This window comes from Polaribacter uvawellassae, assembly GCF_039748955.1.
Classification (GTDB): Bacteria; Bacteroidota; Bacteroidia; order Flavobacteriales; family Flavobacteriaceae; genus Polaribacter; species Polaribacter uvawellassae.
The window spans coordinates 156,424-180,546 of record NZ_JBDIZN010000003.1; the positions used below are offsets into that span (position 1 = coordinate 156,424).

The following is a 24,123-nucleotide window of genomic DNA, read 5'->3' on the forward strand; positions in this document are numbered from 1 at the left end:
AATGAGTTTAATTTATCGTTTTACAGTTAGCCTATTTGTTGTTGTATTATCAATAATACCACATACAGTAAATTCACAATCTTATTGCACACCAAGTAATCTTGGAAATGCTAGAAATGCAAGTTTCTTTGTTTCTAAATTTAGCTTAGAAGATATTGATAATGTTAGTGACTTAACTGCTAACTCTTACGAATATTACACAAACAAAACTGCCGAAGTTATTAAAGGTCAAACTTATGCAGCTTCAGTAACTTTTAACATTCCAAACTATAATACAGGAACCTTAAATGTCTGGATAGATTACAACAAGAATGGCACATTTGAATCTTCTGAATTAGTAACTAGCTACACAGAAAGTCAACCAGCTAGTAGCACAGGAATTACAAAAAATTTCAACATTACAATTCCAACTAGCGCAACAACTGGAGAAACAAGAATTAGAGTCGCTGTTAGTAGAGGAAATTCTATTGAGCCTTGTAATTTAAAGTATCAGTCTGGTGAGTATGAAGATTACAAAATAAGAATAAAACCAATACCTCAACCACCAACTGCAATTTGTGTTAATAATCTAAATATAAATTTAGATATTTTAGGAAGTGCTACTATTACAGCAAATGATATTAATAATGGTTCTTTTGATGATTATGATGCTACAAACGACCTTATTTTATCAATAGATAAAGATACTTTTAACTGTAATGATGTTGGAACACCACAAACTGTAACACTAACCGTAACAGATTTAGATGGTTTAACAAGTACTTGTACAACAACTGTTACTGTTTCTCTTTATGCTGGCACATTTGAAGCTCCCGCTCTTGACGATATTACTCAATATTGCTCTTATACAGCAACAGCTCCAATTATGGAGTATCAGTGTAATGAAACAATAGTTGCAACAACTTTAGATCCAACTAGTTTTAATACAGCAGGAACTTATACAATAGATTGGGTTTTTGATAATGGAAGTACACAAAAAACAAGTACACAAACAATTGAAATTATAAATCCTACCCGAATTAATCCGGCAGATATTACTATTTCTAACATTAGCAACAAAAGAGCAGATGTTTCTTGGATATCTTCTGATGTTGGTCCGTTTAAAATTAGGTATCGTTTAAATGGTTCTAGCGATCCTTGGCTAGAAACTACATCTATAAATAAATCAATAACAATAAATAACCTAAATGATGGTGATGAATATGAAGTTCAAGTAAAAGTAGATGCAAGTTGTGCAAGTTATCCTGCAACTACTAAAACATTTACAACTTTTGCAATTATTTACTGTAACACTAACTTAAATTTAAGCAAGGGAAATTATTTTATATCGAATGTAACAATTGGCGATATCAACAATACAACTACATCTAGTGATCCATTTTACAATTATTTTGATACTACAGGTACAAGTTTAGAAAAAGGAAAAACATTTTCTGGAACTATCTCTTATACAAGACAAAGTTATAACGATACATATTTAGTAGTTTGGATTGATTTTAATAGTGATGGTAAATTTTCTGTAAACGAAGAAGTTTTTAGCATAGAAAACCTTGGTAACGCAACAACAAATTTCACGATTCCACTTAATAACATTCTAATACCTGAAACAGCAATATTAGGAAAAACAAGGTTACGAGTTGGATTAAGTCAAAATCAAAAACCATTACCTTGTAATTTTAATCATCAAAGAGGAGAAGTTGAAGATTACAATATAGATTTAACTCCAATTGATAATTCTTCGTTTGAATCTGCATTAATTACACAAACATATCATTCTGCATCAACAGAAAGATGGATTGAAATTACGAACATAAATACGAGCAAAACAATACCAACAAATACCGTAGTTTTAGCTTTATACAAAAACAAATCTGGTGATCAAACAGGAATATCACCTACAAGTACTTTTGTAATTAATACTACTTTAACTCAAGGAGAAACTGTCCTTATAAAAAGTAATTCATCTACATTTAGTAATATTATTGGTACTGTTATTACAAATAATGATATCACAGATTTTGATGAAGAAAATGATATTTTAATAGTCACAAAAACCACCGGAACAGATGCTTGGGAAAATCGTTTTGATGTAGTCTCAAATATAAAGAGTAACGCTTCTATGGTTAGAACAGATAAAGTTATCACTTATAATAAAAATTTCAACTCCGCTGAATGGATTAATTTTGTTGATGATAATTTATCAACAACTACAAACCCACCAGAAAGGCATCCTCATGCTCCTCTCCTTTCAGAAATAACAAACGCCGATAATAATGCCAATATAAAACTTGGAGTGCATCATACAAACTCAATAACAAGAGAAAGTGGCACTTGGAATAATGGTTTTCCTGATCGTTCTAGAAAAGTATTAATCAACGAAAACCTAACCACTACAAGTGCAATTAATGCTTACAAATTGACTATTACAGGAGCAAATAAGCTGACAATTAATAACAATTCTTTAATTGTTAGCGATTCTTTAACTATTGATACAAATGCTTCGCTAAGATTGGCTGGTACATCACAATTAATACAAACACATACTGGAAAAAAACAAATTTCAGGAACAGGAAAACTTTATATAGATCAAACGAGTCAATTAACAAATCTATATCAATCAGGAAACTGGTCTTCTCCCGTAACAACAAACGGAACAACTTTTTCTATAAAAAGTGTGATAAAAGACGGTACAACTCCTACTTCATCAACTTCTGATCCTTCTGATATTACCTTTTCAAGCGGCTATGATGGTGCTAAAACAACACCGATTACAATTAGTAGTTATTGGTTAGCAAAATTAATTAATGATGTAGATTATACAAGGCGAATAAATCCTGAACAAGTTTTTATGAAACCTAGTGAAGGATGGAATATGAAAAGTACTGGAAGTGGAACACAAAACTTTACTTTTAAAGGAATTCCGAATGATGGAGATTATACAAGTATTATTAGTCAAAATAGATTAAGTTTATTAGGAAACCCGTATCCTTCTGCAATAGATGCAGATAAGTTTTTATTAGATAATAGCAACGCTATTTCTGGTACTTTGTATTTTTATGAAGCTGGTGATGATACGTCTCATATTCGAGGTCAATATAAAGGAGGTTATGCAACAAGAGTAATTGGAATGGGAACTTCTTTTGGATCAGGAAAAGCTCCCACAAAATACATTCCTGTTGCACAAGCATTTTTTGTAACAAGAAGCAACGAAGGAACTGGCACAATAAAATTTACAAATAGCCAAAGAATAAGTAATGCGTCTAATACTTTTTTTAGTAAAAATAAAGCAGCTAAAAATGTAAAGATTTCAAACTTTCCTGTGTTGCGTTTAGGTTTTGAATTTATAGTAAATGAACCTGAAACATTTCTATTTCACAGAGAAGTAGCTGTAGGATTTAGAGGATTATCTTCTAGTAAATATAGAATTGGTTACGATGCACCAATGTTTGGACGAAACCCTACAGACATGGCTTTACAAATTCCTAATTCAGAAACTCCATTTACAATTACTGGAGTTGAAGATTTTAATGATGCAATAAAAATTCCTTTAAGTGTATATTTAGATGTTGATCGTTCGGTTACTTTTAAAGTTGATGCTTTAGAAAACTTAGATACCAATGTATATCTACAAGATAATTTAGCGAATAAAGAATATGATTTATTAAAAAATGGTGGAGTAACTTTAGAATTAAACGCTGGTAATTATTACGATAGATTTGTTATTAAATTTAGAAACAACTCTTTATCTGTAGATGACGAATCTTTACAAAAAGAAAGTATTACAACTTATTTTGATACTACTTCTAAACAATTAGTTGTTAAAAACTTACAACAAGAATCTATTAGAGCAATTAAAGTTTTCTCAATTTTAGGGCAATTAATTTTTTCAAAAAATCAATTAGGAAATCAGTCAGAGTATAAGCTACAACTTCATAATCAAGTTAAAACTGGAATCTATTTTATTAAAATAAGTTCTGATAAAGGTACTATTACCAAGAAAATATTTATCAATCAGTAATAATACTTTTTAGTTTTAAAACAGTTGTATCAATTTCTTTTTTTGTGGTGTTTTTACTAAACGAAAACCGAACAGATATTTTATCGGCTTCTGTTTTATTTAATAATTCATCTAATACATGAGAGCCTTTACTGCTTCCACTTTGACAAGCACTTCCGCCAGAAACAGCAATTCCGTTTAAGTCTAAAGTAAACAACAACATTTTACTTGCTTTTGCAAAACGAACATTTAAAATGGTATAACTACTTTTATCTATGTGTTCTGAATTCCCATTAAAAGCAACATCTTTAAAATTGGATTTTAACTCAGAAATAAAATATTTTTTTAATTCTGATAGATAACTGGTGTCTTTATCAATATTAGAAACGGCAATTTCTAGTGCTTTTTCCATTCCTAAAATACTGTGTACATTTTCTGTACTAGAACGTGCTCCTTTTTCTTGATCACCACCGTGCAACATTGGCTGAATTCCAAATCCTTTTTTGAAATACGCAAATCCTACACCTTTTGGTCCGTGGAATTTATGCGCACTTGCAGCAATAAAATCTATCTGAGTTTTTTGCAAATCTATTTGATAATGTCCAATTGCCTGCACAGTATCAGAATGAAATAATGCATTATGCTTTTTACAAATTTCAGAAACTTTGTTTAACGCTAATAAATTCCCGATTTCATTATTTACATACATCAAACTCACCAAACATTTATCTGTTTGATGCGTTTCTAAAAGTTCATCTAAATGTTTTAAATCGATATCTCCGTTTTTATCAACATCAACAAAAACAATTTCTGTTTGATGTGTCTTCTTTAAAAAATCGCAGGTATGTAAAACCGCATGATGTTCAATTTTTGAAGTGATGATAACTTCAATGCCTAAATTAGTAACCGCATTTTGCAGAATTAAATTATCTGCTTCAGTTCCACCAGATGTAAAAATAATTTCGCTTGCAGATACATTAAAATGCTTTGCAATATTTTTTCTGGCTGTTTCTACAGAAGATTTTGCTTTACGTCCAAATTGATGTGTAGAAGATGGATTTCCGTTATTGTACAGCATCGACTGAACCATAACATCGATTACTTCTTTATCTATTGGCGTTGTGGCGGCGTTATCTAAATAGATTTTGTTCATGCTACAAAAGTAGGAATTTAATTAGGGTTCTGAAAAATATAAACTTCGGTTGCGCCTAAACCATATTTTTGATACGAAGCGTCGTAATATTCTACTGGATATTTTTTAAATAGATAAACCAATTCAGATTTTAAAACGCCTTCACCTACTCCATGAATAAAAATAATTTTAGAAATTTTTTTTTGAATGGCATATTCTAATTTTCTTTTTGCCGTTTCTAACTGAATCGTTAACATATCGTAATTATCGAGTCCGTTTGTAGAATTTACCAATTGATTGATATGCAAATCAACTTCAAAAATGACCTCATTCTTTGCTTTTGTAAAACTTTGAGATTTCTTTTTTGGGTTTTCAGCAATTTTATCTTGTAATAATTGATGGTTGATGTCGCTAAATTTTGTTAATTCATGTTGATTCTCCTCAATCTTTACAAGTTCAGAAGGCAAGTAACTAAAGATCATTCCTGTATCATCTTTAATCGATATATCTGTGCTGTTAATGCTTGTAATTGTGCCTTTTACAACATCATCAAGTACAGCAACAAAATCTCCAATAACAAAATTCATTTTTATAATTTAAAAAAGGTACTACTTATTTAATTGCAAAAATATATAGAACCTTTTGATTGATGCTTAAAAAGATAAAGTATTCCTTTTAGACTTTAATATTCTTATCATAAGGAATTCTTTTAAGAATATAATTGATTGAATTAATTCTTGCTTCCGTTTTTTTATTGGCTCTTATAATTTTCCAAGGAGAAATTTCTGTGTTTGTTTTTTCGAACATGGCTTTTTTATAGGTTGTATAATTATCCCATAATTCTTGTGCTTTTTCGTCTACACTCGTCATTTTCCATTGTTTTAATGGATCATTTTTTATTTCGCTAAAACGCTTTGCTTGTTCTTTTTTAGAAATAGACATGTACATTTTTACCATATGAATTCCAGACTCTAAAATCATTTGTTCAAAACCATTTACTTGATTCATAAATATTTTATATTCTTCTTTGGTGCAAAAACCATTTACAGGTTCTACCACAGCTCTATTATACCAGCTTCTATCAAAAAAAACAATTTCCCCAGCTTTTGGGAACTGACTCACATAACGTTGAAAGTACCATTGTGTTTTTTCTTCCTCAGAAGGTCTTGGTAATGCAACTTTCTTTAAATGACGTGGATTTATTTTCTCTGTTATTCTTCTAATTGCTCCACCTTTTCCTGCAGCATCTCTTCCTTCAAAAATTATAATTACGCGTTCGTTATTGTTAATCACCCAAGATTGTAGTTTTACCAATTCTACTTGTAATTTTTTTAATTTTCGTTCGTAATCAATATATCTAACAGCTCTTTCTAAATTGATTGGATCTTTAGACAACATAGCTAGCAACCCTTTTTTAGAGTTTAATTTTTTAACATCATCTTCTGTAATTTCTATTTTTTTTACATCCATCTTTTAAAGGTCTAATTGTTTTGATGATCTATAATAACGCATAATAATATTTGGATCTGGCAACAAGGTTGTTAATGCTTCTTCTTTTCCTGGATAATCAAATTGAGACAATACATAACGCATAGATTCTAGCCGCGCTGTTTTTTTATCGTTTGCTTTTACAATAATCCAAGGACAATAAGTTGTATGCGTTTTACTAAACATTTGTTCTTTATAATACGTATAAGAATCCCATAATTCTTGACCTTTTTCGTCAACTGGGCTAAATTTCCATCGCTTTAAAGGATCTTGTAAACGAGCGTCAAAACGTGCTTTTTGTACATCTTTAGAAATTGAATACCAAAACTTAATAATTATAATTCCGTCTTCATACAACATATGTTCAAAATCTGGCACTTGCAACATAAATCTATTGTATTGTTCTTTTGTACAAAAGCCCATAACAGGTTCAACTACTGCTCTATTATACCAACTTCTATCAAAGAAAACCATTTCTCCAGGATTAGAAAGTTCTTTGATATATCTTCTAAAATACCATTGTCCTTTTTCTATTTCTGTGGGTTTTGTTAAAGCCACTAAATTTGTAGAACGCGGGCTTAAATGCTCGGTAAAACGTCTAATATTACCACCTTTTCCAGCAGCATCTCTTCCTTCAAATAATATAACTAAACGTTTGTTTTCTTTAGAAATATAATGTTGTAGTTTTACTAATTCTATCTGTAAATTTCTTAATTCCTCTTCGTACAAAAATGTTTTTTCAATTTTTTGATAAGGCGTTTTTTTTTCTTTTATTTTTTTTAATAATTCTTCTCTAGAACTGATACTTTTTAGCTCTTCGAGAGTAAAGGAATCGTTTTTACTCATGCTTATAATTCAAAATTAACCTAACCTAAACTTACAAATTTTAATCTAAAATAAGAAGATAATCATCAACAAATTTTATATTTGCCAACATGCGAATTATTGCTTTCCTTTTTTTTATCTGCTTCCCTTTTTTTAGTGTTGCACAAAGTACATATTCTAAAGAATTTAGCCTTATTTCTGATAATGATTTATATACATCTATTCATAGAGATGGCTACTATACAAATGGTTTATTTTTAACATACAGAACTGTTAAAAATGAAGTTATAGAAAATTCACCAAAGAGAATCTATAAATTTGAAGTTGGACAAATGATGTTTACAGCATCAAAATCTACGCTTCCTTTTGCTAGTTTACACGACAGACCGTTTGCTGGATATTTCTATGCTAGTTTTGGTATTAGTAGGTTTTACAAATCAAACAATGTATTTACAACAGATATAGAAATTGGAGCTTTAGGTCCAAATGCAAAAGGAGAAGAATTACAAACTTTTATGCATGATGTTTATAATTATCCAAGACCTTTAGGTTGGAAACATCAAATACAAAATGCAATTGCAATAAATTTTAATTCTAGTTTTGTGTATTATTTTAATAAAGTCAGCTCAAAAAAATTAGACTTTAGTAGCTTTAACACTTTAAAAGTTGGTACAATATTTACAAGTATTTCTTCAGGAATTTATTCTAGATTTGGGTTTAAAACCTTGCAGCCATTTTCTAATTCGGTTGCATTTCATTCTAACTTAAACACAACTTCTCAAAGTAATAGTGAATCTTTTATTTTTGCAAAACCAATGCTGAATTACTCGTTATATGACGCAACAATAGAAGGAAGTTTTTTAAACAAAACGAGTTCAGTTACTTTTGATGTAATGCCTTTTCATTTTTCTTTAGAAGTAGGATATCGCTATTATAGAAAGCGCTTTTTATATGGTTATACTTACATATATCACACAAAAAAATTAAAAAGTTTAAGGGCTTCGAAAAGCAATTCTTACGGAAGTATTTATATTGGATATTATTTTAACTAATTGGTAAAATAATCATCTTTAAAACCTATTAAATATAGTTTTTCTTCTGCTCTAGTAATGGCTGTATATAACCAACGTAGGTAATCTTCATTTATTCCTTCTGGTAAATATGGTTGCTCTACAAAAACTGTTTTCCATTGCCCACCTTGAGATTTATGACAAGTCATTGCATACGAAAACTTAATTTGCAAAGCATTAAAAAACTTATTGTTTTTAACCGCTAATAATTGTTTGTACTTAGATTTTTCGTGTGCAAAATCCTCTCTAACTGCATGGTATAATTTATTAGATTCATCATATGTTAATGATGGTGATTCGCTAGAGAGTGTGTCTAATAGTAAAACAGTTTCAAATGGTGGTTGATTCGGATAATCAATCATTCTAACTTCAACTTCTGCAAAACGAAAACCGTACAATTCTTTTACAGATTTGATTCGTGTTATTTCACAAATATCACCATTAGCAATAAATCCTGCTTCAGAAGAATCTTTTAACCAATAATAATTATTTTTTACAACCATTACATAATCGCCAGTAGAGATTTCGTTTTCTTGTCCACGTATTTTAGTCCTAATCTGCTCATTGTATTGATTGGCCCTTTTGTTAGAACGCACAATAAACGCAGTATCTTCTACACCAATATTATCATAAGCAGATGTAATAGCATCTTCAATATCATATCCATCTTCTAACCTGATAATATCAGGAAAATTTAAATCGAATTGAAATTCTGTAGCGTTATGATGTATCAACATTCGTAAATGAGTTGCATTGGCAAGAATTCCTGAATTTTCATGCTGACGCATCACTTCATCCAATTCTATCTCTGTAACATCTTTATGATAATCTAATTCTAAAGTTCTTGCTTCTAAAGCCGGACTAACATTTAACTTTACAGGTGGTAATTGTGCAGTATCTCCAATAAAAATAATTTTACAGTTTTTTCCTGAGTACACATAATTTATTAAATCATCTAATAAAGAACCTGTTTCAAATAGTTTTGCATTGCTTGGTTTATCTGGAATCATTGAAGCTTCATCAATAATAAAAAGTGTATTGGTGTGTTTGTTTGGTTGAATTACAAAATCTACTGAACCGTTTTGTTGTTTTTTAGGGAAATATATTTTTTTATGAATAGTAAAAGCTTGCTTTTTAGAATACCCAGAAATCACTTTTGCTGCGCGACCTGTTGGTGCTAATAAAACTGCTTTTGCTCCAACTTTCCAAAGAGAGTTTACAACCGTACTAATGGTCGTTGTTTTACCTGTTCCGGCGTATCCTTTTAGTAAAAACAAGGCACGATTATTGTTGTCAAATATAAATCCAGACAGTTCATCTAACAATTTTTGTTGTTTGATTGTCGGCTCAAAAGGAAACTTTTGAAGAAGTTCTTTATAAAAATCTGATTTGTTTTTTATCATAAAATTTCAAATTTCAAATATAGGAATTGATTTATGCATAAAAATTTTTATCATTAAAAAAAAATTGTAGATTTGCGAATACTCATTTAAAAACTATACGAATGTTAATTACTATTATTGCCGCTATTATTGTTACTGGTGCTATTGCATTTTTAATCGTAAAATTTCTACCTTTAAAATTAAGACCTATAGTATCTATATTATTGCTTGTATTAGCTGTTTTCTTAACTTGGAAAATATATGATGGAGTTATGAAGCCAATTAATTTCCATAAAAACAAAAAAGTTGTATACGAAAAAGTTATCAACCGTTTAAAAATGATAAGAGATGGACAAGTAGCTCATAAAGAAGTTACTGGTAAATACTCTAAGAGTATTAGTGGTTTAATTCAGTTTATTGATACTGCAAAATTAGCAATAACAAATACTACTACTGTTGTTGAAAAAGTAAATAAAGGTACTAAATGGCAACCAATTATGGTAGATGTTGAAAAAAGAGTAACTGATACAATTGGATACGAACCTGTTATATCTAGATTCACTAATAGAGATTATAAAAGTATGGCAAAAGTTCCTGGAACAGACAAAGAGTTTTCTTTAGAAATAGGAATGGTTGATAAATTTAATGTTCAAGTAGATGTATTCTTTGCAAAAGCAAATAAAATTGATGTTTTAAAAGGAATGGATCCTTCTTTAGTAAAACAAGAGCTTGAAGCAATTACTTCTGATGAAATTAAAGGTGAGTTTATTTCTGTTGGTTCTTTAAACGAAGTAACAACTGGTGGAAACTGGCCACCATCTTATGATAAAAACGATCGTGAGACAAAAGACGATAAATAAAATTATAAAAGATAATTATAGAAAAGAATTATCCATCCAATTTAGTTTGGATGGATTTTCTTTTTGTATCTGTAATTCTGACACAAAAGAATTACAGCATTTTACTACGCATACTTTTGAGAATTCTATTGCAACGCCAGAGTTGTTATTATCTAAAATTGAAGAGTTATTCAATCAAAATACAGTATTAAAACAAGAATTTGAAACTGTAACTGTAATTCATCAAAACAATTTATCTACGCTTGTTCCTACAGCTTTATTTAATGAAAATGAATTGCAATTATATTTAGATTACAATATAAAAACTCTTACAAACGATTTTATTGCATTTGATAATTTAACTCAATTAGACATTAAGAATGTATATGTTCCATACATTAACATCAATAACTTTTTCTTCCAGCAATTTGGAGAATTTGATTATAAGCATTATTCTACAGTACTGATTGATAAATTAATTTTACATTCTAAAAACAATACAGATAAACAGTTTTTTGTAAATGTTTCAACGAATACTTTTGATATTGTTATTATAGAGAACTCAAAATTATTGTTTTACAATTCATTTTCTTTCAGAACAAAAGAAGATTTTATTTACTATATTTTATTTACTGCAGAGCAATTAAAATTAAATCCAGAAACATTTTTGTTATACTTCTTAGGCGATATAGAAAAAGATTCTGAAATTTATCATATTACATATCAATACATTAGAAATGTAAATTTTATCCAACTAAATATTCCTTTCTTTGATAAAGAACTAGACATTTCTAACCATTCACATTATACAACGTTACCATAAATGAGAATTATCTCTGGAAAACACAAAGGAAAAAGATTATCAGCTCCTAAAAGCTTACCTGTAAGACCAACTACAGATATGGCAAAGGAATCTTTGTTTAACATTATTAATAACAACTATTATTTCGAAAATGTTGATGTCATTGATTTATTTGCTGGAACCGGAAATATTAGTTTCGAGTTTGCTTCTAGAGGAACAAAAACCATTTACAGTATAGACAAACACTTTGGTTGCGTAAAATATATTAACACAGTCTCTAAAGAGCTAGATTTAAATATAAACTCCTACAAAAGCGATGTCTATAAGTTTTTAGAAAAAACACCTTTAAAAGCAGATATTATTTTTGCTGATCCACCTTATGATTTTGAAACGGAACAGTTTTTAAAAATCGCAGAAATCATTTTTGATAGAAGTATTTTAAATGACAATGGTTTATTAATTATCGAACATTCTAAACACACCGATATTTCTACACATCCAAATTTTAGTTATGCTAAAAAATACGGTGGAAACGTATTTAGTTTTTTTGAGTATCTTGAGTAATATTTTAAATCCTATTTCCGAATGAATTCTCTAAAGAAAATTCCACTTATCTTAATAATTCTATTTGTAACTATACCGTTTCAAGCTAATGCACAAACAACTGAAATTCCTAAAGAACAACGATTAGCTTGGTTTAAAGATGCTAAGTTTGGGGTTTTTATTCATTGGGGAATTTACGCAGTTAACGGAATAGACGAATCTTGGTCTTTTTACAACAATTATATTTCATATACAGATTATATGAAACAGCTAAACGGATTTACAGCTAAAAACTACAATCCTGCAAAATGGGCAAAACTGATTAAAGAAAGTGGTGCAAAATATACTGTAATTACTACAAAACATCACGATGGTGTTGCTCTATGGAATACAAAACAAAACGATTTAAGTGTCGTAAAGAAAACGCCAGCTAAAAGAGATTTAATTACGCCATTTGTAAATGCTGTTCGAAAAGAAAATTTAAAAATTGGATTGTATTTTTCGTTATTAGATTGGTCTCACCCAGATTATCCTGGTTTTACTAGAACAAAAACGAAATACACAAAAGACGATAAAAAATGGAAATCGTTTACAAAATTTAACTTCGGTCAATTAAATGAGTTGACAAAGTTTAATCCAGATTTGTATTGGTTTGATGGCGACTGGGAACATTCAGCTGACAAATGGAAAGCAAAAGAAATTAGACAATTATTGTTGAAAAAAAATCCAAATACATTTATCAATTCTAGATTGCAAGGTTATGGAGATTATGCAACGCCAGAACAAGGTGTTCCTATTACAAAACCATTAACTGATTTTTGGGAGTTATGTATGACCATCAATAATTCTTGGGGCTATCAACCAAACGATAAAGATTTTAAAACGGTAAACCAATTGATTCGGATTTTAGTGGATTGTATTAGTATGGGTGGAAATTTATTGCTTAACATCGCACCAAAACCAGACGGAACAATTCCTGAAAAACAAGTTGACATTTTACAAGGAATTGGTCGTTGGACAAACAAACACAAAGAAGCTATTTACGGAACAAGAGCAGGAATTCCACATGGACATTTTAATGGATACACAGCTTTATCTAAAGACAAAACAACTTTATTTTTATATGTAGATAATAAGCCAAATGGTCCTTTATTAATTAAAGGTTTAAAAAATAAAGTAAATAGAGTTTGGGTTGTTGGTAACGGAACAAAATTATCTCATAAAGTAGTCGGAAAACAATATTGGAGCGATATTCCTGGTTTATTATATATTGATTTACCAGAAAAAGTTCAAGATAAAGACGTTACTGTAATTGCTGTTCTTTTAAAAGGACAAGTTGATTTATATAGAGAAGAAATTAAAGCGATTGAGAGTAATTAAAAACTTCTAATAAGTAGCGTTGTTAGTAGAAACGAAACAACAAATACAATGATGGCAATTATATATAATTTCTTAGGTTTCATAATTAAAGTAAAGAAATAATTATTTCATTAATTGTAATACCTTCTGCTTCTGCTTTGTAGTTTTTTACAACTCTGTGTGATAAAATAGGAATAGCAACAGCTTTAACGTCTTCAATATCCGGTGAAAATTTACCGTTAATTGCAGCGTACGCTTTTGCTGCTAAAATTAAATTTTGTGAAGCTCTTGGTCCAGCTCCCCAATCTATATAATTCTTAACAAAATCAGTTGCATTTGCTTCTTTTGGTCTTGTTTTACTTACTAAAGAAACAGCATATTCTACAACATTATCTGCAACAGGAATTTTTCTAATTAATTTTTGAACATCTAAAATTTCTTGACTAGAAAAAATTGAATTTACTTCTTGTGATTCATTTGAAGTAGTGTTTTTAACAACTTCTACTTCTTCCGAAAAAGTTGGATATTCTAAATGTATAGAAAACATAAAACGATCTAATTGTGCTTCTGGTAAAGGATAGGTTCCTTCTTGCTCAATTGGATTTTGAGTAGCCAATACATAAAAAGGTAAATCTAATTTATAATGATGACCTGCTACTGTAACAGAACGTTCTTGCATTGCTTCTAACAAAGCTGCTTGCGTTTTTGGTGGAGTTCTATTAATTTCATCAGCCAAAATAATATTGCTAAAAATTGGCCCTTTGATAAAAGTAAATTTCCTGCTTTCGTCTAAAATTTCGCTTCCTAAAATATCTGAAGGCATTAAATCTGGAGTAAACTGAATTCTTTTAAAATTTAATCCTAACGTTTCAGAAATGGTATGAACTAATAATGTTTTTGCTAAACCAGGAACACCTATTAATAAAGAATGTCCACCACAAAAAACAGAAAGCAAAACAAAGTTAACTGCATCGGTTTGACCAACAATTACCTTTGAAATTTCTTTTTTTAGTAGTTTCGTTTTTTCTACTAATTGTTCAATTGCAGCTACGTCAGACATTAATTACTGGTTTTCTTTTCTCCAATTTTTTTGAAACTCACACTTATTATATTTTTCGCTAATTTTTATATAAGTATCATTTATTTTACCTTTAGACCATTTGGTAATGTTCTCTTCTTTTTTCTTTTGCAATGCTAATTTCTGAACTTTAACATAATCATTTACCAAATCAGCTTGATGAGTTTCCGTTCTATCTTTCATGTAAATAATCTTGTACATTTTTTCGTTTTGCTGAGTTTCATCATAAAAAGGCTCTGTAATTTCTCCTTTTTTAGTATTGATAACTTTAGCATATAATGACGGATCCATTCTTGTTAAATCGAAACGAGTTTCATTTGTAAAAGGATTTACTATCAATCCGCCACTGTTTTTTGTCTCTTCGTCTTGAGAATATTTTGCAACTGCTTCTTCAAAAGTAATTGTTCCGTCAATAATTTCTTTTCTGATTTTTTCTATTTTATCTTTTATTTCTTGGACTTTAGAATCTAAAATTTCTGGTTGCATTAAAATATGAGAAACAATTCTAGTTTTACCTTTAATTTCGTGAAGTTGAATAATATGATAACCAAATGCCGTTTTAAAAGGTTCTGAAACCTGACCAACATCTAACGAAAAAGAAACTTCTTTAAATTCTTTTATAAGTTGACTCTCTTTTGTTACTTCTATTCGCCCGCCATTTTGAGCCGCAGTTGGATCGTCGGAATTTAAAACAGCTTTAAGTCTAAAGTTTGAGCCAGCTTCAATTTCTTTTTTAAGTGCAGTTAATCTTTTAATAATTCTATCGTTTTCTTCTTGAGTTGGTTCTGCATAAAGAACAATTTGCGACATTTCTATCTCAGCTTGTATCTCTGGAAGTTCATTTTTTTCTTTTAATCCATTAAAAAAAATTCTTACTTCTTCTGGAGTAACATCAATTCCCTCATTAATTTTTTGTTGCTCTTTATTTATCAATGCATTTTCTCTTTCAATTGTAAAAAGCTCAGTTCTTAAATCGTTTAAGTCGTTAAAACCATATTGTTTAACTACATTTTCTATGGAACCAAACTCTTGTGTAAAATAAGCTAAATTTCTATCTACAGCAGAGTTTACTTCAACCTCAGTAACTAAAACACTATCAACAACTGCATGATGAGAAAGTAGTTTTTGAAGCATTAATTGTTCTAACATTTCACAGTCAGTAATTTTAATTCTCCCTTCACTTCTTTGTTCAAAATCAAGTTTAAACTTTGCAATATCAGAACTTAATACTACATTTTTACCTATTACAACATCTACTCCATCTATTTTATTCATTTGAGCTTGTGCTGTTATGGTAAACAACACCATAATGAAAATAAATACTGGATTATTAATACTCTTTAAAATTTTTGTTTTGAATTGCATCGTTAAGTAACGTTTTTTCTATATCTCTAATTAATTCTAGTTTTCTTTTATGTAAAATAAGTTGTTTTATTGTTGGAGTGATATAATTTATTGGTGCAATATCGTTCCTTTTTAACACGTCTTTTACAGCCACCAAATATAACCCTAAAGAATCTTCTTTTTGTACGTATTTAGATTTTTTTAACAAATATTCTCTTGGTTCTTCTTTAAATTTTGGAATTTTTAACAAAACGTCTGCTAGTTTAATCCAAGTAGAATCATTTAGGTTGATTGCTTTAAAGTTTAACTCTTGGTTTTCTAGTGCAATTAAATCTTCTTCTTTGTCAGATTTAAAATGTTTTATAATTTCTTTTTTATCTAATAAATCGTTTCCAAAATGAAGGTATTTTATTTTAATAAGTTCTTCATTTAGCCTAAAATTTGCTTTGTTTACATTATAATAATCAGCTATTTCATCTTCAGAAATTACAGTATCTAATTGTTGTTGAATCAAGCGTTCTTTATATCCATTTATCAACAAACTTTCTTTATAATCTTGCACTAATTTACTGTAGGTTGTATTTTCTTGAAGCGTGAGATTTTCTTCTGCTTTTTGTTTAAGTAATTCTTGTACAGCCCAATTATTTATAATGCTTTTAACAATTAAAGCACTATCGTTTTTAGATATGTTTTTAGGAATTAAAGACTCAATATCTTTACTGTATAAGTAATTACTATTTATACTTGCAATTGGTTTTTCTACAGTATTTTCTTTCTTGCCAAAATCAAAAAATTGACAGGATGCAAAAACTATTAATAAAAATAAATAAGCAAGTTTTTTATTCATTTAAACCGTATTGTTTTGTTAGTTTTTTTAAAGTTCTTTTCTTTATAGTTATTGGATATCTTTTACGTAAAGTAGCAATGAGTTCTTTATCTAAATATTCTTGATAATCATTCATTACTTGTCCTTTATTTTTAGATAAATCTTTAAAAGAATACTTCGATTTGTTTTTATAAAAATAAGCTTTTAATCCTAAAGAGTCTTTTGTGGATTTATCCCAAACTTTTTGTTGCATCAAATCAAATACAATTAATCCTTCTTCATATTCTTTTAAAGTCTTTGCAAATTCTGGTTCTGTATATTTTAAATTCTCTTTAAAATAAATAAGCACTTCTTCGTTCTTAAAATCATTAAAAAGAACATCTACTGGTTTGTGTCTTCTGTTTCTAATATAATCAAAAAAACGATCTTGTTTAATTTTCTTTGTATTTATTGATAAAATTGTTTGTTGTAAAGTATCTTTATTAGAAGCTCTAATTTCTTTAGTATAAAATACACGTTTAGCTTTTTCAAACTCTACAATGTTATATTCGCTTTTAAGTTTCTTTAAAACATGCAAATCAGACATTCTTGCGCCACCACTTGATCTAACTTTTTCTGTTAACTCATTTTGCATTTCTTTAAATGATTTTACAGGATATTTTTTTAATAATTTAATAATATGCCAACCAAATTGTGTTTTAAACGGCAACGTAATGTCATTCACTTTTCTCAGTTTAAAAGACTCATCTTCAAAAGGTTTCAACATTCTTCCTGTTCCAAATTTTGGTAATCTACCTCCTTTGGTAACCGTTCCTTTATCATTAGAATATTTTGAAACTAATTGCTCAAAATTTGCACCATTTTTTAAACTTGTATAAATACTATCAATTTTAAATTTTCCTTTACTAGATTGATCTGTAATTAATAAATGTGCTACTTCTACTTCTCCTTCAGACAATTGTAAATCGTTTACTTTTAAAAAATGGTATCCATAATTTGTTTTAAATGGTTCAGAAATTTCACCAACTTTTGTTTGAAAAGCCATATTTTCAAAAGGATATACCATTTTAAAAGCAGTAAAATATCCTACATTTCCAAAATTGTTTTTTACAGATTGATCATCTGAATACGCAAGAGCAACTTTATCAAAAGATTTTCCAGAAAGCACTTCGTTCCTTGCTTTGTTAATTTTATTATATGCAATTAAAGTATCTGCTGGAGTTGCATTTTGCGAAACTTTTACTAAAATATGACTTACATTAATCTTGTATTTTGTTCTAAAATATGCATCTTTTACTAATGTAGATAAATACGCTGTATCTTGTAAATATGGCGCAATTAATTGGTTTTTATATGTTTCTATTTCTCTTTTGTAGGCTCTCGTTTCATTTAATTTTAAACGATATGCTTCTTTTAGTTTTAATTTAAAATTAATAAATAAATCTAGATTTTCTTTAATGCTTTTTTGATTTTCATCTTGAATAACATTTAAGTTCTTTTCATAGACATTTTTAAATTCTGATACAGTAACTTTTACACCATCAATACGAAGCAGAACATCAGAGTCTTTCTGTGCAAAAGAGGTAAAAGAGATTGCTAAAAATAGTGTACTAAAAATTTTAATCTTCATGTTAATTTTAATTTATAAAGAGATAATTCCTTCAATTTTTTCTGCTTTTCTATAATAAGAAATTACTTCTTTAGACGAGCTTAATTTAACTTTAATAGAAACGCTTACATATTTACCAGTTTTAGATTCTTTCGAAGAAATTTTGGCTAACTTATCTTTAAAAAGTTCTTCAATTTCTACAACTTGGTTTCCATTTGTAGGAACGATAAATTTATATAAATATTCTGATGGAAACTTTGTTGTTGCCTCTAAACTATCTTTTAATTTTAAATAAAAATCTTCTTTTTTAGACATACTACTAATTTTATCTTTTTATTATTCCTGCAAAATTACACTATATTATTATTTTTATAATCAGAATCTTTTATTTTTGCTGAATGCAACAAAAAATAGTACTTATTGGTGGACCAGGAACTGGAAAATCTTCTGTTTTAAACGAATTAATTTCTAGAGGATTTCTTTGTAAACCAGAAATTTCTAGAGAAGTTACTTTAGAAGCTCAGAAAAAAGGGATCGATCAATTGTTTTTAACAAACCCTTTATTGTTTAGTGATTTGTTGCTAAAAGGAAGAGAAAAACAATATTTAGAAGCCAACGAATCTAAAGAAAAACTGGTGTTTTTTGATCGCGGAATTCCAGATGTACATGCATATTTAGAGTTTTTTAATACTGATTATCCGGCGCATTTTATCGAAAAAAGTACCACACATTTATATTCAAAAGTCTTTATGCTTCCGCCTTGGAAAGAAATTTATACTTGTGATAATGAACGCTATGAAAGTTTTGAAGAAGCAGTTAAGATTTATCATCATTTAAAAAAAACGTACGAACAAATTGGATATAAAATTAGTATTGTACCTTTTGGAACAATTCAAGAAAGAACCGACTATATTTTAGATGCCATTAAAAATGATTTATGAATACTGCTTTAGAAATATTAAAAAAGTATTGGAATCATAATTCGTTTAGAGAACCACAAGATAAAATCATTAATTCCGTTTTAGATAATAATAATACAATCGTATTATTACCAACTGGTGGCGGAAAATCTATTTGTTTTCAAATTCCTGCTTTGGTAAAAGACGGAATTTGCATTGTTGTTTCGCCACTTATTGCTTTAATGCAAGATCAAGTTGATAGTTTAAACAACAAAGGAATTAAAGCCACAACAATTGCTTCTGGTACTTCTCAAGACGATTTAATTACCTTGTTTGATAATATCAAATTTGGTAATTTTAAGTTTTTATATCTCTCGCCAGAAAGATTACAATCGCCTTTTATACAAGAAAAAATTAAACAATTAAATGTAAATTTAATTGCAGTTGATGAAGCGCATTGTATTTCTGAATGGGGACACGATTTTAGACCATCTTACAGAAATATTAAAATTTTAAAAGAATTAAAACCTACTGTTCCAATTATTGCATTAACCGCAACAGCAACAAAAGAAGTAATTGATGATATTGCCGAAAGTTTAGAAATTAAGGATGCAACTATTTTTAAAAAATCTTTTTATAGAGATAATTTAGCCTATCAAATTTTTTCTTTAGAAGATAAATTAGGTCGCCTTTTACAAATCTGCACAAAAACAAAAGCACCAATTATTGTGTATGTAAGTAGCAGAAATAAAACCAAAGAAATTGCTAGTTTTTTAAACGCAAATAATTTTAAAGCGAGTTATTATCACGGCGGATTATCTGCTGCAAACAAACAAGAAGCTTTTGATAATTGGATTTCAGAAAAAACACCAATTATTGTGGCAACAAATGCCTTTGGAATGGGAATCGATAAAGACAATGTAAAAGTTGTTATTCATTTAGACTTACCAAATAGCATCGAAAATTACATTCAAGAAGCTGGAAGAGCTGGTAGAAATGGCGAAAAATCTTTTTCTGCTGTATTGGTTAATAAAAATGACATTCGTCTTTATAAAGAACGATTAGAAAATATTTTTCCTACAATTACAGAAATAAAACACATTTACAAAAGTATCTTTTCACACTTTCAAATTGCGAACGGAGAAATTAATGAAGAAGCATTTCAGTTTAATCTTTTTGAGTTTTCTGACAAATATAAAATTCCTGCAAACAAAGTTGCTACAACTATTAATTTATTAGAAATCAACGGAATTATCCAAATTTCTGATAGTTATAATAAAAAATCTACGGTACAATTTTTAACAAGTAGCAATCGTGTTTTAAACTATTCTAAATCAGATTCTAAAACCACAAAGTTAATTCAGTTGTTATTAAGAAGTTATGGTGGAATTTTTGAGCAAGAAACAAAAATCAATGAATTTTGGTTGGCAAAAAAAGCGCACTTACTTTCTAAACAAGTTGTTGCCATTCTTACAAAATTAGAAACCGAGGAATTGATTACCTATAAAAAAGCAACTGAAAATGCAGAAATCTATTTTTTAGTTCCGAGAGAAGATGATAAAACCATTAATAGTATTTCTAAAAATATTCAGAAATACATCAAACAAAAAATAAGAAAAGCTACAGATTTAGTTGCATTTATTGAGAATGATACAGTTTGTAGAAGCATCCAAGTTTTACACTATTTTGATGAAAAAGGAAATGTCAAATGCGAAATTTGCGATGTTTGTTTGGCAAACAAGAATACATATCAAGATATTTCAAAAGAAATTATAGCGTATTTATCAGTTATAAAAACAGCAACATCAAAAGAAATCTGCGAACATATTTTAAGCAAAGAAGACATCATTTTAGTAAATTTGCAACAGCTTTTATCCGAAGAAAAAATTAGCATTAATAATTTTAATCAATATCACCTTAATTAATGAGAAATTTACGAATTGTATTTATGGGAACTCCAGATTTTGCAGTAACCATTTTAAAGCATTTAGTAGAAAACAACTATACAGTTGTTGGTGTAATTACTGCTGCAGATAAACCAGCCGGAAGAGGACGAAAGCTAAACGAATCTGCTGTTAAAAAATATGCTGTTTCTCAAAACTTAAAAGTGCTACAACCAACAAATCTTAAAAGTCAAGATTTTATTGATAAATTAACTGCTTTAAAAGCTAATTTACAAATTGTTGTTGCCTTTAGAATGTTACCAAAAGTAGTTTGGCAAATGCCAGAATTTGGCACATTTAATTTACATGCTTCTTTGTTGCCAGAATATCGTGGAGCTGCACCAATTAATTGGGCTATTATTAATGGTGAAACAAAAACTGGCGTAACAACTTTTTTTATAGATGATAAAATTGATACAGGAGAAATTATTCTTCAAAAAGAAATTGCCATAAAAGATGATGAAATTGTTGGTGAATTGCACGATAGATTAATGTATTTAGGTGCAGATTTAGTTTTAGAAACTTTACAACTTATAAAGGAAGATAAAGTAGCTACTAAAAAGCAACCAGAATTAGAAGAGAAAACTGCTTATAAATTGTTTCCAGATAATTGTAAAATTGATTGGACAGATAGCTTAGAAAATATCTACAATAAAGTACGCGGATTAAATCCATATCCAGCAGCTTGGACAACTATTTATAATAATGACATAGAAACAACTGCAAAATTGTATAAAGTTTCTAAAGAGTTTGTTAAACACACCGATGAAATAGGTAAAATAATAACTACAAAAAAAACCTTAAAAGTTGCAGTTTTAAACGGATATTTAATTATTGATGAAATAAAACTAGCCGGAAAGAAGAAAATGGATGTCCAAAATCTACTAAATGGCTTCCAATTTTCATCAAAATCAAAAATGGCTTAACTCCTTTGTTGACATAGTTTATGCGATTTTAACCGTTTTTTTGCTTTGGTTATTAACAATTTCACCTCTTTTATTAACAAAAACAAGGTTTTTTGAGGTCATTTCTTGCACGAACCCTTATTCCTGCTATATTTGTTAAGCTTAGTTAAGCGAAAATATTAGATCAATTAATTTTTAAAATTTACAAATCATGAACAAATCAGATTTAATCGATGCAATGGCTGCTGACGCAGGAATTTCTAAAGCTGCTGCAAAGGCTGCATTAGACTCATTAACTTCTAACGTTACTAAAGCTTTAAAAGGCGGAGAAAGAGTATCATTAGTAGGATGGGGAACTTGGTCAGTATCTAACAGAGCTGCTAGAACTGGTAGAAACCCACAAACTGGAAAAGCTATTCAAATTGCTGCTAAAAACGTAGTAAAATTTAAAGCTGGTGCTGGATTAAGTAGTTCAGTGAACTAGAAATACAAAAAATTGTATTTAAAAACTCTCTTAATTAGTTAAGAGAGTTTTTTTATTGCTTAAAAAGTTGCTATATTTAAAAAACTTAGAATTATTATATGAATTCACTTTTACCAAAAAAAGGAAGATTATTAATAGCAGAACCATCAATCTTAAATGACAACTCATTTAATAGGTCTATAATTCTGCTAACAGAACACACAAAAAATAATTCGATTGGTTTTATCTTAAACAAACCTTTAAGTTTTACTGTTCACGATTTAGTTCCAGAAATTGATTGTGTTTTTCCTGTTTATCAAGGTGGTCCGGTTGAGCAAGATAATTTATATTTTGTGCATAAAATTCCGGAGTTAATTCCTAATAGTATAGAAGTTGCAAATGGTATTTTTTGGGGAGGAGATTTTGAAATTTTAAAAGACTTATTAAATAATCAAGAATTAAAAATAAGTGATATTCGTTTTTTTTTAGGGTATTCTGGTTGGGAAAGCAATCAATTAGTCGATGAATTAAAAACCGACTCTTGGTTTGTATCAGAAAATAATTACTCGAATATTTTTGCAACAGACAATACTACTATCTGGAAAAACAAACTACTAGAAAAAGGTGGTAAATATAAGATTTGGGCAAATGCACCAAGCGATATTCAACTAAACTAAGCTTTAGATAAGATTTGTTGCAACTTTAAATTTGCCGATAGCTTCTCACCTATTTCTGTTTTAAACTCTTTTTTACGATACTTTGTAACTGGCTGAATTCCAATAATAGAATTTGTTAAAAATATTTCATCTGCCTTTTGCATTTCAAAAGGAGAAATTGAAGTTTCAGTAAGTATGTAATCTTTATTTTTTTGAAGAATTTCAATTACTTTTTTTCTAACAATTCCTTTAATACAACCTTCTTCTAACGCCGGAGTTTTAATTTCTACTCCTTTTACAACAAAAATATTGGCATTTGTTGCCTCTACAACTCCTTTATTTTCGTTTAATAAAACGCAATTATCCAATTCATTTTCTTCCATATAAATACTTGCCAAGGTATTTAACATTCTATTGGTAGTTTTTATGGTAGAAAGCATTCCTGAATAATTATAGAAATCTTTAAATAAATCAATTTGATAAGTATCTTTTGTTTGATAGGTATTTTCAGATACTTCAATTACATAATCTACTTCATTTGTTTTTGGTGTGTACAAACCGCCGTCTTTTCTAAATACAGATAAACGAACACGTGCATTTTTATTTATTAATTGTTTGGGAATTGTTTTAAGTATTTCCTCTTCAATAAATTCTAACGTAAATTTTAACGGAATTTCCATGCGTAACATACGCATAGAAGCCATCAATCTAAAATAATGATCTTCCCAAAAAACTACATTATTATTGATAACACTAATGGTTTCAAAAATAGCATCTCCATATTTAAACGCTCTATTGTTTACTGATACAGAAAAATCATTTTCATTTATTAAATCGCCATTATAATTCAACATAAATATCATCTTAAAATTGAAAAACAAAATTACATTAAAACCATTAAAATTGGGTTTATAATTCCATAAAAAAAGCCTTATAAAATATTTTTATAAGGCTTTTTAAAAT

The 24,123-nt window shown here is 28.8% G+C and carries 22 protein-coding genes; 11 read left to right on the forward strand and 11 right to left on the reverse strand.

What is annotated here, in order from left to right; all coding sequences use genetic code 11:
* The first annotated feature begins 1 nt into the window (after position 1).
* Positions 2-4,018, forward strand: coding sequence for a GEVED domain-containing protein (locus ABDX67_RS07840; RefSeq protein ID WP_347174421.1), 4,017 nt, complete (start codon positions 2-4; stop codon positions 4,016-4,018).
* On the opposite strand, the gene ABDX67_RS07845 is transcribed toward ABDX67_RS07840, so the two are convergent.
* The 4 genes from ABDX67_RS07845 to ppk2 (ABDX67_RS07860) form a co-directional block, all read right to left on the reverse strand.
* Positions 4,008-5,150: a cysteine desulfurase family protein gene (locus ABDX67_RS07845; protein ID WP_347174422.1), complete on the reverse strand. Its 1,143-nt coding sequence runs from the start codon at positions 5,148-5,150 to the stop codon at positions 4,008-4,010. The genes ABDX67_RS07840 and ABDX67_RS07845 overlap by 11 nt on opposite strands.
* 17 nt (positions 5,151-5,167) lie before the next feature.
* Positions 5,168-5,716, reverse strand: coding sequence for a Smr/MutS family protein (locus ABDX67_RS07850; protein WP_347174423.1), 549 nt, complete (start codon positions 5,714-5,716; stop codon positions 5,168-5,170).
* An 88-nt stretch (positions 5,717-5,804) separates the two neighbouring features.
* Positions 5,805-6,599, reverse strand: coding sequence for a polyphosphate kinase 2 (gene ppk2, locus ABDX67_RS07855; RefSeq protein WP_347174424.1), 795 nt, complete (start codon positions 6,597-6,599; stop codon positions 5,805-5,807).
* A gap of 3 nt (positions 6,600-6,602) precedes the next feature.
* Positions 6,603-7,463, reverse strand: coding sequence for a polyphosphate kinase 2 (gene ppk2 / locus ABDX67_RS07860; RefSeq protein WP_347174426.1), 861 nt, complete (start codon positions 7,461-7,463; stop codon positions 6,603-6,605).
* Between the two features lie 89 nt (positions 7,464-7,552).
* On the opposite strand from ppk2 (ABDX67_RS07860), the gene ABDX67_RS07865 reads away from it, so the two are divergent.
* The gene (locus ABDX67_RS07865; RefSeq protein WP_347174428.1) at positions 7,553-8,494 is read left to right on the forward strand and encodes a lipid A deacylase LpxR family protein; all 942 of its coding nucleotides are present in this window, start codon (positions 7,553-7,555) and stop codon (positions 8,492-8,494) included.
* Here ABDX67_RS07865 and ABDX67_RS07870 read toward each other — a convergent pair.
* Positions 8,491-9,915 (reverse strand): ATP-dependent DNA helicase, encoded by a 1,425-nt coding sequence (locus ABDX67_RS07870; RefSeq protein WP_347174429.1) that lies wholly within the window; start codon positions 9,913-9,915, stop codon positions 8,491-8,493. The two genes, ABDX67_RS07865 and ABDX67_RS07870, sit on opposite strands and share 4 nt — an antisense overlap.
* A gap of 101 nt (positions 9,916-10,016) precedes the next feature.
* On the opposite strand from ABDX67_RS07870, the gene ABDX67_RS07875 reads away from it, so the two are divergent.
* Genes ABDX67_RS07875 through ABDX67_RS07890 form a run of 4 tightly spaced genes read left to right on the forward strand, consistent with a single transcriptional unit; the run spans position 10,017 to position 13,458 of the window.
* On the forward strand, positions 10,017-10,754 hold the full coding sequence (locus ABDX67_RS07875; protein WP_347174430.1) for a hypothetical protein: 738 nt from the start codon (positions 10,017-10,019) through the stop codon (positions 10,752-10,754).
* A complete protein-coding gene (locus ABDX67_RS07880; RefSeq protein WP_347174431.1) occupies positions 10,717-11,556 on the forward strand; it encodes a DUF3822 family protein in 840 nt (279 codons plus the stop codon). Before ABDX67_RS07875 ends, ABDX67_RS07880 begins: the two co-directional genes overlap by 38 nt.
* A complete protein-coding gene (locus ABDX67_RS07885; protein WP_347174432.1) occupies positions 11,557-12,099 on the forward strand; it encodes an RsmD family RNA methyltransferase in 543 nt (180 codons plus the stop codon).
* A 21-nt stretch (positions 12,100-12,120) separates the two neighbouring features.
* Positions 12,121-13,458, forward strand: a complete 1,338-nt coding sequence (locus ABDX67_RS07890; protein ID WP_347174433.1) for an alpha-L-fucosidase — start codon at positions 12,121-12,123, stop codon at positions 13,456-13,458.
* A gap of 85 nt (positions 13,459-13,543) precedes the next feature.
* Here the strand turns inward: ABDX67_RS07890 and ABDX67_RS07895 are convergent, their stop codons facing one another.
* Genes ABDX67_RS07895 through ABDX67_RS07915 form a run of 5 tightly spaced genes read right to left on the reverse strand, consistent with a single transcriptional unit; the run spans position 13,544 to position 18,609 of the window.
* Entirely contained in the window at positions 13,544-14,497 is a 954-nt protein-coding gene (locus ABDX67_RS07895; RefSeq protein WP_347174434.1) for an AAA family ATPase, read from the reverse strand.
* A gap of 3 nt (positions 14,498-14,500) precedes the next feature.
* Entirely contained in the window at positions 14,501-15,880 is a 1,380-nt protein-coding gene (locus ABDX67_RS07900; protein WP_347174435.1) for a peptidylprolyl isomerase, read from the reverse strand.
* Positions 15,846-16,706 carry a hypothetical protein gene (locus tag ABDX67_RS07905; protein WP_347174436.1) on the reverse strand — a complete coding sequence of 287 codons (861 nt, stop codon included), beginning with the start codon at positions 16,704-16,706 and terminating at the stop codon, positions 15,846-15,848. Before ABDX67_RS07905 ends, ABDX67_RS07900 begins: the two co-directional genes overlap by 35 nt.
* On the reverse strand, positions 16,699-18,315 hold the full coding sequence (locus tag ABDX67_RS07910) for a peptidylprolyl isomerase (RefSeq protein WP_347174437.1): 1,617 nt from the start codon (positions 18,313-18,315) through the stop codon (positions 16,699-16,701). Before ABDX67_RS07910 ends, ABDX67_RS07905 begins: the two co-directional genes overlap by 8 nt.
* 12 nt (positions 18,316-18,327) lie before the next feature.
* Complete coding sequence (locus tag ABDX67_RS07915; RefSeq protein WP_347174438.1) at positions 18,328-18,609, reverse strand: DUF493 family protein; 282 nt, start codon at positions 18,607-18,609, stop codon at positions 18,328-18,330.
* Between the two features lie 83 nt (positions 18,610-18,692).
* Between ABDX67_RS07915 and ABDX67_RS07920 the strand changes: the two genes are divergently transcribed.
* The 5 genes from ABDX67_RS07920 to ABDX67_RS07940 all read left to right on the forward strand — a co-directional run bounded on the left by ABDX67_RS07920 (position 18,693) and on the right by ABDX67_RS07940 (position 23,181).
* Entirely contained in the window at positions 18,693-19,235 is a 543-nt protein-coding gene (locus tag ABDX67_RS07920; protein WP_347174439.1) for an AAA family ATPase, read from the forward strand.
* Positions 19,232-21,118, forward strand: coding sequence for a RecQ family ATP-dependent DNA helicase (locus ABDX67_RS07925; RefSeq protein ID WP_347174441.1), 1,887 nt, complete (start codon positions 19,232-19,234; stop codon positions 21,116-21,118). Before ABDX67_RS07920 ends, ABDX67_RS07925 begins: the two co-directional genes overlap by 4 nt.
* Positions 21,118-22,062, forward strand: a complete 945-nt coding sequence (gene fmt / locus ABDX67_RS07930; RefSeq protein WP_347174442.1) for a methionyl-tRNA formyltransferase — start codon at positions 21,118-21,120, stop codon at positions 22,060-22,062. The genes ABDX67_RS07925 and fmt overlap by 1 nt, the downstream gene beginning before the upstream one ends.
* Positions 22,063-22,252: 190 nt before the next feature.
* Positions 22,253-22,525, forward strand: coding sequence for an HU family DNA-binding protein (locus ABDX67_RS07935; RefSeq protein ID WP_347174443.1), 273 nt, complete (start codon positions 22,253-22,255; stop codon positions 22,523-22,525).
* Between the two features lie 98 nt (positions 22,526-22,623).
* Positions 22,624-23,181 carry a YqgE/AlgH family protein gene (locus ABDX67_RS07940; RefSeq protein ID WP_347174444.1) on the forward strand — a complete coding sequence of 186 codons (558 nt, stop codon included), beginning with the start codon at positions 22,624-22,626 and terminating at the stop codon, positions 23,179-23,181.
* Here ABDX67_RS07940 and ABDX67_RS07945 read toward each other — a convergent pair.
* Positions 23,178-24,014: an aminotransferase class IV gene (locus tag ABDX67_RS07945; RefSeq protein WP_347174445.1), complete on the reverse strand. Its 837-nt coding sequence runs from the start codon at positions 24,012-24,014 to the stop codon at positions 23,178-23,180. The genes ABDX67_RS07940 and ABDX67_RS07945 overlap by 4 nt on opposite strands.
* Positions 24,015-24,123: the final 109 nt, after the last annotated feature.